This is a genomic window from Anaeromyxobacter sp. Fw109-5 (genome assembly GCF_000017505.1).
Taxonomy (GTDB): Bacteria; Myxococcota; Myxococcia; order Myxococcales; family Anaeromyxobacteraceae; genus Anaeromyxobacter.
Genome location: NC_009675.1, coordinates 4,388,125 through 4,403,701, shown reverse-complemented (window position 1 = coordinate 4,403,701; position 15,577 = coordinate 4,388,125). Strand labels below are relative to the sequence as shown.

At 74.5% G+C, this 15,577-nt stretch carries 14 protein-coding genes; 7 read left to right on the top strand and 7 right to left on the bottom strand.

The window, feature by feature from the left end; translation table 11 throughout:
• Positions 1-12: 12 nt before the first annotated feature.
• Genes ANAE109_RS19390 through ANAE109_RS19380 form a run of 3 tightly spaced genes read right to left on the bottom strand, consistent with a single transcriptional unit; the run spans position 13 to position 2,905 of the window.
• On the bottom strand, positions 13-492 hold the full coding sequence (locus ANAE109_RS19390) for a hypothetical protein (RefSeq protein WP_012098585.1): 480 nt from the start codon (positions 490-492) through the stop codon (positions 13-15).
• The gene (locus ANAE109_RS19385; protein ID WP_012098584.1) at positions 489-1,913 is read right to left on the bottom strand and encodes a sigma-54 dependent transcriptional regulator; all 1,425 of its coding nucleotides are present in this window, start codon (positions 1,911-1,913) and stop codon (positions 489-491) included. The genes ANAE109_RS19390 and ANAE109_RS19385 overlap by 4 nt, the downstream gene beginning before the upstream one ends.
• Before the next feature lie 53 nt (positions 1,914-1,966).
• Positions 1,967-2,905 (bottom strand): FHA domain-containing protein, encoded by a 939-nt coding sequence (locus ANAE109_RS19380; RefSeq protein WP_049768644.1) that lies wholly within the window; start codon positions 2,903-2,905, stop codon positions 1,967-1,969.
• Between the two features lie 66 nt (positions 2,906-2,971).
• Here ANAE109_RS19380 and ANAE109_RS19375 point away from each other — a divergent pair, with 66 nt between their 5' ends.
• The 3 genes from ANAE109_RS19375 (at position 2,972) to ANAE109_RS19365 (ending at position 6,986) form a co-directional block, all read left to right on the top strand.
• Positions 2,972-4,504 (top strand): serine/threonine-protein kinase, encoded by a 1,533-nt coding sequence (locus ANAE109_RS19375; RefSeq protein ID WP_041448525.1) that lies wholly within the window; start codon positions 2,972-2,974, stop codon positions 4,502-4,504.
• Entirely contained in the window at positions 4,501-5,454 is a 954-nt protein-coding gene (locus ANAE109_RS19370; protein ID WP_012098581.1) for a PEGA domain-containing protein, read from the top strand. The genes ANAE109_RS19375 and ANAE109_RS19370 overlap by 4 nt, the downstream gene beginning before the upstream one ends.
• A 110-nt stretch (positions 5,455-5,564) precedes the next feature.
• Positions 5,565-6,986, top strand: coding sequence for a right-handed parallel beta-helix repeat-containing protein (locus ANAE109_RS19365; protein WP_143828022.1), 1,422 nt, complete (start codon positions 5,565-5,567; stop codon positions 6,984-6,986).
• A gap of 67 nt (positions 6,987-7,053) precedes the next feature.
• On the opposite strand, the gene ANAE109_RS19360 is transcribed toward ANAE109_RS19365, so the two are convergent.
• Positions 7,054-7,320: a GlsB/YeaQ/YmgE family stress response membrane protein gene (locus tag ANAE109_RS19360; RefSeq protein ID WP_012098579.1), complete on the bottom strand. Its 267-nt coding sequence runs from the start codon at positions 7,318-7,320 to the stop codon at positions 7,054-7,056.
• A gap of 202 nt (positions 7,321-7,522) precedes the next feature.
• Between ANAE109_RS19360 and ANAE109_RS19355 the strand changes: the two genes are divergently transcribed.
• Positions 7,523-7,822 (top strand): DUF4398 domain-containing protein, encoded by a 300-nt coding sequence (locus ANAE109_RS19355; RefSeq protein WP_041448524.1) that lies wholly within the window; start codon positions 7,523-7,525, stop codon positions 7,820-7,822.
• Positions 7,819-9,141, top strand: a complete 1,323-nt coding sequence (locus ANAE109_RS19350) for an OmpA family protein (RefSeq protein WP_012098577.1) — start codon at positions 7,819-7,821, stop codon at positions 9,139-9,141. The genes ANAE109_RS19355 and ANAE109_RS19350 overlap by 4 nt, the downstream gene beginning before the upstream one ends.
• A gap of 147 nt (positions 9,142-9,288) precedes the next feature.
• Here the strand turns inward: ANAE109_RS19350 and truD are convergent, their stop codons facing one another.
• Genes truD through ANAE109_RS19335 form a run of 3 tightly spaced genes read right to left on the bottom strand, consistent with a single transcriptional unit; the run spans position 9,289 to position 12,543 of the window.
• On the bottom strand, positions 9,289-10,338 hold the full coding sequence (gene truD / locus ANAE109_RS19345; RefSeq protein WP_012098576.1) for a tRNA pseudouridine(13) synthase TruD: 1,050 nt from the start codon (positions 10,336-10,338) through the stop codon (positions 9,289-9,291).
• Positions 10,335-11,609, bottom strand: a complete 1,275-nt coding sequence (locus ANAE109_RS19340) for a DUF4388 domain-containing protein (RefSeq protein ID WP_012098575.1) — start codon at positions 11,607-11,609, stop codon at positions 10,335-10,337. The genes truD and ANAE109_RS19340 overlap by 4 nt, the downstream gene beginning before the upstream one ends.
• Before the next feature lie 10 nt (positions 11,610-11,619).
• Positions 11,620-12,543, bottom strand: coding sequence for a thioredoxin domain-containing protein (locus tag ANAE109_RS19335; RefSeq protein ID WP_012098574.1), 924 nt, complete (start codon positions 12,541-12,543; stop codon positions 11,620-11,622).
• A 225-nt stretch (positions 12,544-12,768) separates the two neighbouring features.
• On the opposite strand from ANAE109_RS19335, the gene ANAE109_RS19330 reads away from it, so the two are divergent.
• Together ANAE109_RS19330 and ANAE109_RS19325 are read left to right on the top strand one after the other, a co-directional pair.
• The gene (locus ANAE109_RS19330) at positions 12,769-14,526 is read left to right on the top strand and encodes a radical SAM protein (protein ID WP_041448523.1); all 1,758 of its coding nucleotides are present in this window, start codon (positions 12,769-12,771) and stop codon (positions 14,524-14,526) included.
• Positions 14,527-14,760: 234 nt separating this feature from the next.
• Positions 14,761-15,573 carry a hypothetical protein gene (locus ANAE109_RS19325; protein ID WP_041448522.1) on the top strand — a complete coding sequence of 271 codons (813 nt, stop codon included), beginning with the start codon at positions 14,761-14,763 and terminating at the stop codon, positions 15,571-15,573.
• Positions 15,574-15,577: the final 4 nt, after the last annotated feature.

Genomic DNA, 15,577 nt, shown 5'->3' with positions numbered 1-15,577 from the left:
TGCCGTTCCTTCCTAGAGCTTGCCCGTCATGCCGAGGACGACGTCCACCGCCCGCGAGAGCACGCCGCTCAGCAGCGGCAGCCGCAGCACGGCGACGCCGCGCCCGCCCCACTCCGGCGGCACCTGCGCCTGGCGCGCCCGGATGGCGAGCACCGGCGTCCCTGGCCGCGCGGCGTCGAGGTGCGCGAGGAGGGAGTCGACGGCCGCCGGCGAGGCCTGCGGGCAGGCGATGACGAGGGCGACGGGGATCTCGCGGATCGCGACGCTCGCCGCCGCCTCGGTCGCCACCCGCAGCAGGCAGACGTCCTCGCGCTGCGAGAGATCGGCGAAGAGGTCGTCGCTCTCCGCGCCGGGGCGGGCGAGCACGAGGACGGAAGGCGGCGGTCTCGGCGACGACACTCCCCGGCGGGAGAGCAGGAAGCGGGCCACCCCGTCCGTGGCCGGGATCACGGCATTTCGGCGCACCGGGTCGAGCGCGCCGGCGGTCGTCATGCCGATTCGGCATCCTCGCCGTCGCGCGACCACGCGGCGAGCTTCGTGTAGAGGGTGCGTAGCCCGACGCCGAGCGCCCGGGCGGCGCGGGCGCGCGTGCCGTAGTGGGCCAGGTTGGCGAGGATGATCCGCCGCTCCGCCTCGGCGAGCGAGCAGCCGATCGGGATGCTGATGTGGCCGCCGATGGGCGTGGGCTCGGGGAGGGGTGCCGCGCGCGCGGGGGCGCGCGGGAGGGCAGGGAGGGGGGGAGCGCCGCGCGCGTCGGGCTCGCCGAGATCCTCGAGCTTCACCGTGTCGCCCATGGCGAGCACGCAGGCGCCCTCCACGGCGTTGCGCAGCTCGCGCACGTTGCCGGGCCAGTCGCGCTGGACGAGCGCCTCGAGCGCGGCGGGCTCGACCCCGGCGATGCGCCCGCCGGTGCGGCGGTTGAAGTCGGCGACGAACGCCTCCACCAGCGCGGGGATGTCCTCGCGCCGCTCGCGCAGCGGCGGGACGACGAGCGTCACCACCTTCAGCCGGTAGTAGAGGTCCTCGCGGAAGCGGCCGGCCGCGATGGCCTCCTCGAGGTTGCGGTTCGTGGCCGCGACGATCGAGAGGTCCACCTTGACCTTGGCGGTGCCGCCGACGCGGCGGAACTCGCTGCGCTCGAGGACGCGCAGCAGCTTCGCCTGGGTGGAGAGGTCCATCTCGGCGATCTCGTCGAGGAGGAACGTCCCGCCGTCGGCGAGCTCGAAGAGCCCCTTCTTGCGCTCGTTCGCGCCCGTGAACGCGCCGCGCTCGTGCCCGAAGAGCTCGTTCTCGAGGATGTCGCGCCCGAGCGTCGCGCAGTTCACCGGCACGAACAGGTGCTGGCGCCGCGGGCCGCGCTCGTGCAGGGCGCGGGCGATGATCTCCTTGCCCGTCCCGCTCTCGCCGAGCAGCAGGACGTTGCTCTTGTAGCGGGAGATCTTCTCGATCGAGGCGTACAGCCTGCGCATCGCGGGGGAGGAGCCCACCACGCCGAGCAAGCTCGGGGCGAACGGCACGGTGGACGGAGGCGCGCAGCGCTCCAGGATCCGCGCGAGGCGCCGCACCGCCGCCTCCGGGTCATGGGGGGGCGCGAGGTAGTCCCCCGCGCCGAGCTGCATCGCGTCCACCGCCTCCTGCACCGTGCCGGCGCTGCCGAGCACCACGACCGGCGCGTCGCCGAGCCGCTGCCCGCTGGCGGCCACCACCCGCGCGAGCGCCGGGCCGCCCAGGGACTGGGCGACGTACACCGCCTCGAAGGAGGACCGCTCGAGCGCCTCGAGGGCGTCGCGCTCGGCGAGGGCGGTCGTCACGGCGAACCCGGCGTGCGTGAGCGCGCGGGTGAGGTCGGACGCGCCGTCGGGGACGACGACGAGGCAGGCGCCGCAGGCGACGGACTTGGGACGGTCGTTCATGACGAGGTGCCGGTATACTGCTGAATCGGCACGCAGTGCAAGAACGGCACGTTTCAGTCGTCGCCGGCTCCGATGACGTCGACCAGGAGCCCGTCCACGTCGCGCGTCCCGATGCGGGGAAGGCCGGCCGCCTCCAGGGCGCTCGCCGCGCCCGGGCCGACGAGGATCTCGCCGGGTGCCGCCGCGCTCGCCAGCCGCTCGGCGCGATCGGCTGCCGGGCCGAGCGCCGTGAGCTCGTGGCCGCTGGGCCCGCCCGCGTCGCCCGCCAGCACCGGCCCCGCGTCCACCCCCACGCGCAGGTCCACCCCGCCGAGGCGCCGCACGGCCGCGGTCGCGGTGCGGGCCGCCTGCAGGGCGCGGACGGCGTCCTGCGTCGAGAGGCCGGCGAGCCCGAACAGCGCCAGCACGCCGACCGACGCGAGCCGGGCGACCGCGGCGCCTTCTTCGAGCGCGGCCTGGCTGACCGCGTCGAGCGCCGCCCGGAGCCGCTCCGCGGTCTCGGGCGCGGCCGGGAGTCCGGGGACGTGCAGCGAGGCGCGCAGCACGACGAGCGGCCGCTGCGACAGCGCGTACGGGTCGGCCTCGGCGGCGCGCGGGGGCGGCGGCGCGCGGGCGGGGATCGTCCCGTCCGAGCGGATGGTCTGGCGCTGCGCGTCCGCCCGGGCGCGCTCCTCGCGCGGCGTGAGCGGCGGAGAGGTCCAGGTGGAGCGCGCGGTGAATCGGACCTGCGTGCGCCCGAAGCGGACGATGGACCCGTCGTCGAGCCGCGCCTCCCCGACGCGGTCCTCCCCCAGGAACGTCCCGTTGCGGCTCTCGAGGTCGATGACCCAGACCTCCTCGCCCCGGCGCTCGAACATGGCGTGCATGCTCGAGATCCACGGATCGCCGATCTGGAGGTGCGACTCGGGCGAGCGGCCGAGGACGGTCGGGATGTCGGGGAGCACGAAGACCGTCCCCGCGCAGACCCCGTTCATCACCACGATCTCGGACAAGGCCGCTCCTGAAGACGCCTAACTTTCGGGCCGTCTTTTCCATGATACCCTACCCGTGAACGCGCCATGGCCGCCTCGCGCCCACCAGAAGGATCCCTGGAGCGCGACCCGTCCGGAGGGGCGCCGGAACGGATGCTGGGCCGCGTCCTCGGAAACCGATATCGCGTGCTATCTCGCCTCGGCGAAGGAGGCATGGGCACGGTCTACCTGTGCGAGCACGCGGTGCTGCGCCGGCGCTTCGCGCTGAAGGTGCTGCGCGCCGACCTCGCCTCCGACCCGGAGCTGGTCGAGCGCTTCCGCAACGAGGCGATCGCGGCGAGCCGCATCGGCCAGGAGAACGTGGTCGACGTGGTGGACTACGGCGCCGAGGCGGACGGGGCCCAGTACTACGTGATGGAGGCGCTGGAGGGCAGGAGCCTCGGCACCATCCTGCGGGACTGCGGCTCGATCCCGGTCGCGCGCGCGCTCGCGCTCCTCGAGCAGATCTGCCGCGCGCTCGGCGCCGCGCACGCCCGCGGCGTGGTGCACCGCGACGTGAAGCCCGAGAACGTCTTCGTCATCCGCCGCGAGGACGGGGAGGAGCAGGCGAAGGTGCTCGACTTCGGCATCTCGCACGTGCCGGCGGCGCCCGGGTGCGAGCGGCTGACGCGCGCGGGCGCCATCATCGGGACGCCCGAGTACATGGCGCCGGAGCAGGCGACGGGCGCGGTCGTGGACCACCGCGCCGACGTGTACGCCGTGGGCGTGCTCGCCTACGAGATGCTCACCGGCGCGCTGCCGATCCAGGCGTCGTCCGAGATCGCCACGCTGGTGGCCGCCCAGACGCAGGCACCGGACCCGCCGAGCCGCCACAACGCCGAGGTCTCGCCGGAGGTCGACGCGCTCGTCCTGCGCGCCCTCGCGAAGCGGCCGGAGGACCGGCACCCGACGATGGCCGCGTTCGCCGCGGAGATCGCGCGGCTGCGCGGCGCGCTCGCCAAGGCGAGCGGGATACGGCACGCGATCGAGACCGCCCGCCTCGACGCGCTCGTCCCCCCGCCTGCGCAGGCCTCCGCTCGCGTGCCCGGCCCGGCGACGCCGCGTGGGAGCCGCTCGCGCGGGGACACGATCGCGCTGACGGAGTCGCTCGTCCGCTCCCCCGCGGCGCAGCGCGGGGGCCGCGGGACGATCTTCGCGATCGGGGCCACCGCTGCGCTCGGCGTGGCGCTGGCCGGCGGGTGGTTGATGTGGGGGGGAAAGGGAGAGGCCGCGTCGGTCGCGACGGCGATGCCGACCCCGACCGCGACCCAGACCGCGACCTCGACCCTCGCCGGATCTCCTGAGGCCGGTCATCCCGAGCGTAGCGTCTCCGCGTCCGCGGAGACGCGGAGTCGAGGGACCCCGACCCCGACCCCGACCCCGACCGCGACCTCGACCCCGACCCCGACCTCGACCCCGACCCCGACCCCGACCTCGACCTCGACCCCGACCGCGACCCCGACCCCGACCGCTCGCCCTGAGCCTGTCGAAGGGCGAGCCGCCTCACGTGGCGTACCGACCGACGTGAAGGACCCCTACGCCGCCGAGGGCAAGGACCTGAAGCCGGACCCGTTCCAATGATGCGCCGCCTCCTCGCCACCCTCATCCTCGCCACCGTCCTCGGCGCGTCCGCGCCGGCGCGAGCGGACGACACCGCCGAGGCGAGGTCCCGCTTCCGGGAGGGCGCCGAGCTCTACCGCGCGAAGCAGTACCGCGAGGCGATCTCCCGGTTCGAGGAGGCGTATCGCCTGAAGCCCGCCGCCGCGATCCACTACAACGTGGCGCAGTGCCGCGAGAAGCTGGGCGAGTGGCCGGCGGCGATCCGCAGCTACCACGACTACCTGCGCGAGGCGCCCGAGGCGAACGATCGCGCGGTCGTGCGCGCCGCGATCCAGAAGCTGGAGGAGCGGCTCTCCGCGACGGGGGCACAGCCCCTCCTCGTCTACACCGATCCCCCCGGCGCCGAGGTCCGCATCGACGGACGCGCGCGCGGCACCTCGCCGTTCCACCTCGTGCTGCCGCCCGGGAGCTACGAGGTGGCGCTGGCGCTCGAGGGGTACGAGCGCATCGCGATGGAGATCGCGATGCGCTCCCGCGCGGCCCACGTCCTCGACCTGCAGCTCCGCCCTTCCCAGCCGGCGCCGGTCGCGTCCACGGCGCCGGCGACCCAGCCGTCCGGGCCGGCCGGCCAGCCGCCGAAGCCCGACCTCGCGCTGCGCGCCGCTCCCCCGGCGGCCGGAGCCCACGACGCCGCGGACGTGGGGCTCTCGGCCCAGACGGCCCCGCGGGAAAAGCGCCGCATCTACACCTGGATCGCCGGGGGCACGGCGGTCGTCGCCGCGGCCGTCGGTGGATATTACGGGTGGTCGGCGCGGCGGGCCGAGTCGGCCCTCCACGACGGCGACGGCGACGCGAACGCGAACGCCTCCGACGCGACGTCGCGGGCGCGCCGCGCCAACGTCCTGTACGCCGTCGCGGGATCGGCGGCCGCGGCAGGCGTCACCCTGTTCTTCGTGGAGAAGAAGTTCTGATGCGCCGCCTCCTGCCGCTCCTCCTCGCAGCGCTCGCGGCCTGCCAGGTGGACGTCGAGGGTGCGCCCTGTGAAGCCTCGCAGGACTGCCCCGCCGGCCAGGGCTGCGGGGTGGATCGGCGCTGCAGTACGCGCGCGGCGACGTGCGCGCTCGAGACGATCGGCGCGAGGACGAGGGACTGCGAGCAGGGCGGGCTCGTGTGCGGCGACCGCAGCGGCGCGCCGAGCTGCCAGTGTCCGGCGAACGAGGGGGCCGAGTTCGCAGTGGCGGCCCCGGCCTCGATGTCCCAAGCGACGCTGGTGCCCACCGGCGTGGCCGAGCCGCCCGAGTGCCGCTTCCGCTCGCTGACCGCCGCGATTGCAGCGGCGGCCGACGCCGGCGGCGGAACCGTGATCGCGATGGGCGGGAACACTGGTAGCTCGAGATTCGGCGTCGCCACGGGCGAGACGCTGCCCATCGACATCCCTGCGGGCGTGACGGTCAGGTCGGACCACTCCACCTCCGGTGTGACGTACGCGATCCACCTGGACGACGCCGCCGCGAGCGCCGCCGTCAGGCTCCACGGTGGGGGCGCGCTCAGCGACTTCGTCATCGAGAACGAAGCCGGCGACTCGACGCGGGACGCGATCGAGCTCGCGTGCGACGGTACGAACCTTCCGGTGCGCCTCGACCGCGTCGAGTTGCGTGGTGAGGGCGTCGATGCGGAGCACCGGCTGCAGCACGGCATCCACGTGAACGACACGTGCGGCATCACCGCGGCCGACGTCGTCATCGCTGGCATGGAAGCCGAGGCGGTGCTCGTGAACGCAGCTGTCGAAAGCGCGTTCGTCGGAGGCGCGTTCGAGCGGAACGGCAAGGGCGTCCGCGTGAAGCAGGGCGTCCTGAAGCTCGAGGGCGTGCGCGTGGAGATGAACGCCGGAAAGGGAATCGAGGCCGATTCATCGTCGGGCGAGGCCGTGCTCGAGCTGAGGGGCGTGAAGGTGCTGCGCAACGGCGAAACCGGCATCGCGGCCATGAACGCGACGCGTCTCTTCATTGAGGATTCGACGGTCTTCGGGAACGGAGCGAGAGACTGGGGACCGCCGAACTACCCCAACTCGACTGGAACCGTTCGCAAGTGCGGGGGCATCGTCCTCATCGGCGAGCCGCCGGAGGCGGACGCGGAGCCCACGTTCCGCTTCGCGCGCAACCGGGTGTACTCGAACAGTGGCGATCAGGTGCTGGTGATGCTCTCGGGCGGCCTGACATGGCCACTTGGCGCGGCGGCGTGTGGAACGATGGCCACAGATACCACCGTCTTCGGATGCTACGACCCGGACGCTTCGGGATCGTCTGTGTCGTACCGGGGGCTCGTTGTGATCGACGCGGTCGCGGACGTCAGTCGGATCTCGTGGAAATCCGGTGTTGCGTACCCCAGCGGCTCCACGGACTACAAGTGGTTCGGGACCAGCAGTTTGGTGCTGCTGACCGGAACCCCTACTTACTGCGCCCTCCCGGCCCAGCTCGACTGCAGCACGCCGGACTCTAAGTAAAGCCACCGCAAGTAAAGCCACCGCGGCGCGCCCCTCGCCTGGAGAGGCGCGCCGCGCCGACATCCGTCTACGCCACGCGCCGGCGCGGCTTCATCGCGAAGCCCGCGATGAGCAGCAGCAGGACCGCGCCGATGAGGCTGCCGATGAAGCCGCTCGGCTGGAACCTCGTCGCGTCGCCGCCACCCAGCGCGGAAGCCACGAGACCGCCGATCAGCGAGCCGGCGACGCCGAGCAGCGTCGTCATGATCAGCCCCATCCCCTGCTTCCCCGGGACGACCGCGCGGGCCAGCAACCCGATGATGAACCCGAAGACTATCCAAGCCAGAATTCCCATTGGTCCGTCTCCTTCCTCAGCAAGGTAGGTCCGGCCCTCCCGTCGGGGCTCGCCTGCGTCCCCGGACCTCCGCCGCCCGGATTTTCAGCCGCCGCGAACGGGCTCGCCCGTCCGCTCGCTGACCACCTGTGCGGGGGACCCTTCCTTGACTCGCCTGCCCCCCGCGGGTAGCGTCGGTCGGCTTCACGAAAGGAGTTCACCCGTGCGGCTCCTCCCCGCCGTGCTGGCGCTCGCCGGCCTCTGCGCCTGTGGCCCGGTGCAGTCCACCGCCTCCCTCATCGACGCGGACGTGGCGTTCGAGGCAGCCCGCGCCGCGGGTGCCGCGACCAGCGCACCGTACGAGTTCACCAGCGCCGAGGCCTACCTGCACAAGGCCCGCGAGGCGGCGGGACGCGCCCAGTACGAGGCCTCGGCCGACTTCGCGGCCCGCGCACGGGATCTGGCGCGCGAGGCGCGCGAGAAGGCGGCCGCGGCGACGAACAAGGCGGAGGCCTCGCTGTGAGCCGCCACGCGATCGCGGTCCTCTGCGTGGCGCTCGCGTCCGGCTGCGCCGCCGGTGGCAAGCTCCGCGCCGACGCGGAGGTCGCCCGCGCCGACATCGCCAAGGCCCGCAGCTCGGGCGCGATGCGCTGCGCTCCGCGCGAGCTCGCCCTGGCCGAGGCGAACGTCGCGTTCGCCGAGGAGGAGATCTCGATCGGCAACGGCGGCCGCGCGCGCGAGCACCTCGACCTCTCCGAGGCGAACGTGAAGCGCGCCCTCGACCTGTCGCGCGGCTGCGGCCCGACCCAGGTCACGATCGCCAAGCAGGAGGAGCGGCCGGCCGTCAGGATCGAGAAGACCGACGGCGACAAGGACGGCGTGCCCGACGTGGACGACCGCTGCCCCGAGCTGCCGGGCCGCCCCGAGACGGGCGGCTGCCCCGACGCCGACGGCGACGGCGTGCTCGACGCGGACGACGCGTGCCCCTCGCAGCCCGGCCCGCGCGAGTCGCAGGGCTGCCCGGTCTCGAAGGACTCCGACTCCGACGCGCTGCCCGACGACATCGATCGCTGCCCGCTGGACCCCGAGGATCGCGACGGGTTCCAGGACGAGGACGGCTGCCCCGACGCGGACAACGACGGCGACGGCGTGGTCGACAAGGCAGATGCCTGCCCGCTCGAGCCCGGCGCGGTGGAGGCGCGCGGCTGCCCGGTGAAGGACCGGGACGGCGACGGGGTCTCCGACCCGGCCGACTCCTGCCCGGACGTCGCGGGGATCAAGGCGCTCGCGGGGTGCCCCGACTCCGACTCCGACGGCATCCCGGACGCCGAGGACAAGTGCCCGCAGCAGGCGGGGACGAAGGAGAACGGCGGCTGCCCCGACGCCGACACGGACGGTGACGCGCTCGCCGACCGGATCGACAAGTGCCCCACGCAGTTCGGCCCGCGGCCCGACGGCTGTCCGAAGAAGTACACGCTGGTCCAGGTGCGCCGGGAGAAGATCGACATCAAGCAGCAGGTGCACTTCGCGACCGCCAAGTTCCGGGTGCTGCCGGACTCCTTCCCGCTGCTGAACCAGGTCGTGCAGGTGCTGCGCGACTTCCCGAACATGCAGATCTCGATCGAGGGGCACACCGACTCGGTCGGCGGCGAGGCGCTCAACATGCGGCTCAGCCAGCAGCGCGCGGAGGCGGTGCTCGACTACCTCATCTCGAAGGGCGTCTCGCCCGAGCGGCTCGAGGCCATCGGCTTCGGCCCGACGAAGCCGATCGCCTCCAACAAGACGGCGAGCGGGCGCGCCCGGAACCGGCGGACCGAGTTCCGGATCGTGACGCTGGAGTAGGGGCCCGGCACGGGCGCCGGCCCGCGTCCGCTCGCCCTTCCCCCGAGCCTGTCGAGGGGTCAGGGCGAGCGGATCAGGGAACGCCGCTCGCGGTGAGCCCGTGCACGGACCGCGAGTGAGCCGGCGCGACGCAAGCGAGCACGGCCCTCAGTCCTCGTCCGCCTCGGGCAGCTCCGCGCCGGCCTTCATGAGCTCGCGCATGACCACCGTCGCGTACGAACCCTTCGGCAGCTCGAAGGTGGCGAGGTAGCCGTCCTCGAGCGGCGCGAGCGCGACCTCCACGCGGAGCCGCGCGGCGCGCCGCGTCCCCTCCGCCTCGCCGCCGCCCCGGGCGAAGTCGGAGAGCTGGATCCCCTCGGCGGCGAGCAGCCGCTCCTCGCGCGCGAGCGCCTCGCCCTCGGCGGCGCGCAGCTTGTGGCCGAACATGGGGCCGGCGGGCGAGACCTCGAAGCGCTGCACGCGCGGGCCGTCCACCGCGGGGTCGGCGCAGGTGAAGAGGCCGCCGGTGTCGAGCTTCTTCAGCACGTCGCCGGCGACGGCGGTCGCGAACAGCCCGTCCGCCATCCGCTCCGCCAGCCAGCGGTTGAAGAGCAGCGCCTGGTACGCCGAGATCGAGAGCCGCCGCAGGAAGCGGTCGCGCGCCGCGCGGCGCGCCTCGGGGGAGGGGTCGCCGAGGAGCAGGGCGCGCCCGACCTCGGCGTTGCGGCCCTCGGTCCCGAACCGCTGCGGGCCGAAGAGGTTGGGCAACCCGCGCTCCGCGAGCGCCGCCGCGGCGGCCTGCGCGCGGGCGAGGTCGCCCCCGCGGACGGCCAGCTGGAACCGGTTCGCGCGGACGTGCCCCGGCCTGAGCTTGTTCGCGTGGCGCGACACCTCGAGCACGCGCAGCCCCTCCGACGCCAGCGCCTGCGGCTCTGGGTCGCGCGCGGCGGGGAACGACAGCCACTGCGTCGTGACGGCGTCCTTGTCCTTGAGCCCGGCGTACCCGGCGTCGCGCTCCGGCACGCCGAGGGCGCGCGCGAGGGTCCGCAGCGCGTCGCGCGTGGTGCGGCCGCGCTTCTCGACGCGGAGGTAGAGGTGCGGGCCGGCGCCGGACGGCAGGTACGCGGGCACCTCGTCGACGCGGAAGTCCTCCGGCGAGCGCCGGAGCGAGCCGCCCGAGCCGGGCAGCTCGGCGGTGACGAGCGGCGCGTCCGTCACGCCAGCTCCTCGAGCTGCCAGAGCTTGCGCTTCACGGTCTCGCCCAGCGCGTCGTCGGTCGCGCGGTCGATCCGCTCGCCCGCCAGGTACAGGTAGAAGAAGAGCAGCTCGCGCAGGGCGTGGAGGAGGAGGGTGGTGCGCTCGCCGCCCGGGGCGAGGCCGGCGACGACTCCCGGCGGGAGCGAGCCGACGTTGCCGAGGAGGGCGGTGGCGTCGAGCGCGCCGTCCGGGGCCGGGGCGAGGCGCGCCCACAGGGCGGCGAACGGGCCGGCGGCGTCGGCGAGGTAGCCGCGCACCGACTCGAGGAACGCGGGGCGGCTGGCGGCCGGCACCGCCTGCACGATGGCGCGCAGGAGCTCGTTCATGCCGCGCGCGATGGCGTCGAGGCGCGCGGCGGGGTCCACGCTGGCCGCCGGCTCGGCGACCGCCTCCAGATAGCCCGCCTCCGCCAGGTGGTAGAGGATCTTGGTGGCGTCGAACTCGCTCGCGTGGGCGGCGGTGGCGATCTCACCCACCGTGCGCCGGCCGTCCACGAGCCCGAGGAGCGTCTGCTCGAGCGGCTTCAGCGTGATGGGCCGGCGCGGCTCGCGGCGTCGCAGGTACGCCTGCGGTCCGGGGATCCGCGCGCGGAACAGGCTCATCTCGTCGATGCGCCGGATCCCGTCCATGAGGAGCGACTGCGTGTTCACCGAGAGCGCGGCGCCGGGACGCTCGGGGTCGTCCTCGTCGACGAGGAAGAACGTGCCGGACGGGGAGAGCAGGATGGCGTGGAACACCTCGGTGACCTGCTCGTGGAAGCACTTCCAGAGGTCGCTCGCCGAGACGAACCCGAGCTCGACGAGGGCCTTCCCGAGCGGGCGCCCGCCGGCGGCCGCCTTGGCGATCTGCGCCTCGGTGGCGTAGCCGAGCCGGACGGCCACCTCGCCGATCCGCTCGCCGGGCGCGGTGGACTGCGCGCCGCGCACCTCGCCGTCCTTGAACGCGACGGAGCGCTCCGCGCCGCCGGACGCGACGGTGAGGACGCCGGAGATGCGCGACTGGTGGATGAACGCCACGAAGTCGCCGATGGGGAAGCCGGACAGGTCGCCGGCGAGGATGCACCGCGGCTGCGCGGCGGTCCCGCCCGCGGCCGGGGTCCGGCGCGCGACCAGGAGATCCGGCGCGGCGGGGAGGAGCAGGAACCGGCCGGCGCGGTCCGCCAGCGCGCGGCGGGTCTCGTCGGAGCGCGCGACGAGCCTGCCGTGGGCGTCGAGGTCGAAGAAGAGAGTCATCGGGACCTCGCTAGTCGCGCGCCCAGCCACGGTGCTGCTGCCACTCCTCCTCGTCACGGAGCGCCTGCTCGAGCCCCTCCTCGGAGAGATCCGTGAGGAGCCGGCCGTTCATGAACAGGGTGGGGGTGCCGCGGAGGCCCGCGTCGCGCGCCTCCACCTGGGAGGCCTGGATGCGCGCCCGGTAGCGCCCGTCGGCGAGCGCGGCGCGGAGGTCCTCGGCGTCCCCGCCCAGCGAGGAGGCGTGATCGGCGAGGTCGTCCACCGCGAGCGCGCCCTCCGACTCGAAGAGCCGGTCGTGCATCTGCCAGAAGAAGCCCTTCTCCCGCGCCCACTCGACCGCCTGGGCCGCCTCGAGGGCGTGCTCGTGGCTCTCGATGGGGAACGGCTTGAAGTAGAGCTTCACGCGCCCGGCGTGCTCCTCGACGAACGCCTCGAGCTGCGGCCGGAACGCGCGGCAGTACGGGCAGGTGAAGTCCGAGTACTCGACGATCGCCACCGGCGCGGCCTCGTCGCCGAGCGCCGGCTCGAACCCGGAGGTGGCGAGCTTGGCCCGCCGATCGAACGCGGCGTAGTAGGCGGACAGCTGCCTGCGGAGGTCCCCGGCGCCGGCGCGCGCGAGCCGGACCGCGTGGGCCGCCATCCTGGGGGCGTGGGTGCAGGAGGTGTGCTCGCGCAGACAGCTGGAGAGGGTGTGCGGGCAGCCGCAGTAGCAGAACTCGTCGAGCGCGAGCTCGGCCACGGCCCGCTGCTGCTCCGGTGAGAGCCCGTCGAGCGTCACGCCGGGCAGGACCGCCTGCGGATCGTCGGCGCTGACCTTCGCGGCGGGCGCCGAGGTCGCCGCGGCGGGGCTGCTCCCGGAGGAGCGCCCGGCGCACGCGCCGAGGGCGGCGCAGGCCGCGACCGCGGCGAAGAGGTGAACCGAGAGAGCGCGCATCGAGGCTCCGGCGAAGGACGGCGAAGACCGCGGATCAGTACCCCGCGGCGCCCGGCCCGGCAAGCGTGCGCTGCCGCCGCCGACACGAGGCGTGAAGGCCGCGGCCCGGGGGTGCTCGGGGGCGCGAGGGCTGCGCGCGCGGGACGGGGCGCTCGCCCGGACGGACGCGGGCGGCCCAGGCTTTGAGGATGCGCCCCGCCCGTGCTCTCCTTACGAACAGCGGCCTTGGACCCCCTCAGCTCGCCCAGGGAGCGCGGAGCGATCCGCAAGGAGCCGGGCGGCAAGCTCGGGGTGGCCCTCGTGTACCCGAACGCCTACCGGCTCGGGATGGCGAACCTCGGGCTGCATGCGGTCTACCGGCTGCTGAACGACGACGCCCGCACCCTGTGCGAGCGCGCCTTCCTGCCGGACGAGCCCGGCGACGAGCCCCGCACCCTCGAGTCGGGGAGACCGCTCCGCGACTTCGACGTCGTCGCCTTCTCCCTCTCGTTCGAGGAGGACTACGGACACGTCCTCGAGCTCCTCGAGCGGGCGGGCCTCCCGCTGCGGAGCGCGGACCGGGGAGGGGGGTACCCGCTCGTCGTCGCCGGCGGGATCGCCGTCCAGATCAACCCCGAGCCGGTCGCGCCGTTCTTCGACGCGTTCCTGGTGGGCGAGGGCGAGGAGCTCGTGCCGCCGTTCCTGGCCTTCGCGCGCGAGGCCGCCGCCGCCGGCCTGCCGCGCCCGGAGCTGCTCCGGCGCCTCGCCGCGCTCCGCGGCGCGTACGTGCCGGCGCTCTACGACGTCGCGTACTCGGACACGCGCGCCCCGGCGGGCGCCTGGGTGACCCGCTTCGCGCCGCGCGACGGGGCGCCCGAGCTCGTCGCCCGCGCCTACCTGGCGGACCTGCGCGGTCGGCCCACCTCGCGGGTGGTGGACTCGCCCGAGGCGCAGTTCGGCGACCTCTTCCTCACGGAGGTCGCCCGCGGCTGCCTGTGGGGCTGCCGCTTCTGCGCGGCCGGGTTCGTCCAGCGCCCGTATCGCGAGGTGGACCTCGAGACGCTGCGCGCCGAGGCGAGGAAGGGCGTGGAGCGCGGGCTCCGGCTCGGCCTCGTCGGCCCGGACACCTCGGACTACACCGGCCTCGATCCGCTCACCTGCTTCATCGGCGAGCTCGGCGGCACCTTCAGCCCGTCGTCGCTGCGCGTGGACGCGATCACCCCCGAGCTCTCCGGCCGGATGGCTGCCGGGGGCGAGCGATCGATCACCATCGCGCCGGAGGCGGGCACCGAGCGGATGCGGCGGGTCATCAACAAGGACTTCACCGACGATCAGATCGTGCAGGCCGCCGAGCACGCCCTCTCGCAGGGCATGCAGCACGTGAAGATGTACTTCATGTGCGGCCTGCCGACCGAGACGGACGAGGACCTCCTCGGGATGGCGCGCGTCGCCGTCCGGATCCGCGAGGAGGTGATGCTCCCCTGGGCCAAGAAGCGCGGCCGCATGGGCCGCATCTCGCTCTCGGTGAACCCGTTCGTGCCGAAGCCGTGGACGCCCTTCCAGTGGCTGCCCATGCACGAGCGCGGCTGCCTGGAGGAGAAGCGGCGGCTGCTCGAGAAGACGCTCCGGCCCAAGGGGATCGACGTCGAGTTCTTCAGCCCGCGGGAGGCGTACCTCCAGACGCTCCTGTCGCGCGGCGATCGGCGCTGCGCCGACCTGCTCGAGCTCGCCCACCGGGAGACGGGGGGCGATCTGCGCAAGGCGCTCCGCCTGTGGCCCCACGACCCCGACTTCTTCGTGACCCGCGAGGCGGGCGTCGAGGAGCGGCTGCCCTGGGACTTCATCGACCAGGGGCTCACGAAGAGGTTCCTCGCCCGCGAGCTCCGCCGCGGGGTCGGCTCGAAGCTCACGCCGAAGTGCGCCGTCGAGACCTGCCGCGCCTGCGGCCTGGACTGCGCCGACCACCCCGAGCTGAAGCCGGGAGCGCTGCCGGTCGTCGATTGATCCCCGCCTCCGCGGGCGCCGCCGAGGCCCGCGCCTGCGGCCGCTCCGCCCTGCGCGGCTCACCCCGGCCCACACCGCGCCAGATCCGCGCTGCGCCGCCCCGCGCCGCAGCGGGCGTGAAGTCGCCTGCCTGCCTGCCCGTTTGGTACATTCGCCCGCGTCCGTACGCGTGCGGACGGGAGGGGCAAGATGCGGGAGCGAGACCGGGTGCGCGTTCGCGCGGCCGTAGCGGCAGTGGCGCTCGTCTGCGGCGCACCCGCGGCGGCGCAGAGCGTCCCCGTCCAGCTCTACCCCGTGGACGGCTCCGCCGACGCGCGCGCGCTCGTGGAGTCCGCGTTCCTGCGCCTGCCCGGACGTTCGCGCGCCTTCGTCCCGGCGCCCCGCTTCACGCTGACCCGCTCGTGCGGCGTCCAGCCGGCGCCCGCATGCCTCGCGCGGCTCGCCGGCAGAGGGGTGGTCGTGTGCGGCAGCGCCCGCGAGTCCGCGGGCGTCCTCGTCTTCTCGCTCCAGGCGGTGGACGCCAGGGGCAAGAGCTTCGGCCCGGTCCGCGTCGGAGTGGACGCGTTCGTCACCAACGCCGAGCCCGTCGCGAAGGCGCTCCTCGACCTCGAGGCGCTCGTGCTCTCGGGCGCCCCGGCCGTCGCCGCGGCGCCGTCGCGCGACGGCGTGAAGCCCAGGCCCGCGTCCGCGGCCGCCCCCGCCCCGTTCGCGCTCAAGCCCGAGTCCGGGCCGCCCCCGGGCCTCTGGATGCGCCCCGCGGGCATGGGGCTCGTCGGCACCGGCGCCGTGCTGCTCGCGGCGAGCGCCGTCACCGCTTACTACGGCAAGCAGGAGGCGGACGCGCTCGACGAGAAGTACCGGAACGCGACCCTCACCCGCGCCGACCAGGCGGCCTACGACCGGGTGGACCGGCTCGGCTCGGCCACGAACGTGCTGCTCGTCGCGGGCGGCGTCGCGGCCGCGCTGGGCGGCGCGATGTGGACCTTCGCCCCGACGCTCTTCCCGGAGCACGGCGGCGCCAGCGTCGGCGTGTCGGGGCGGTTCTAGGAGC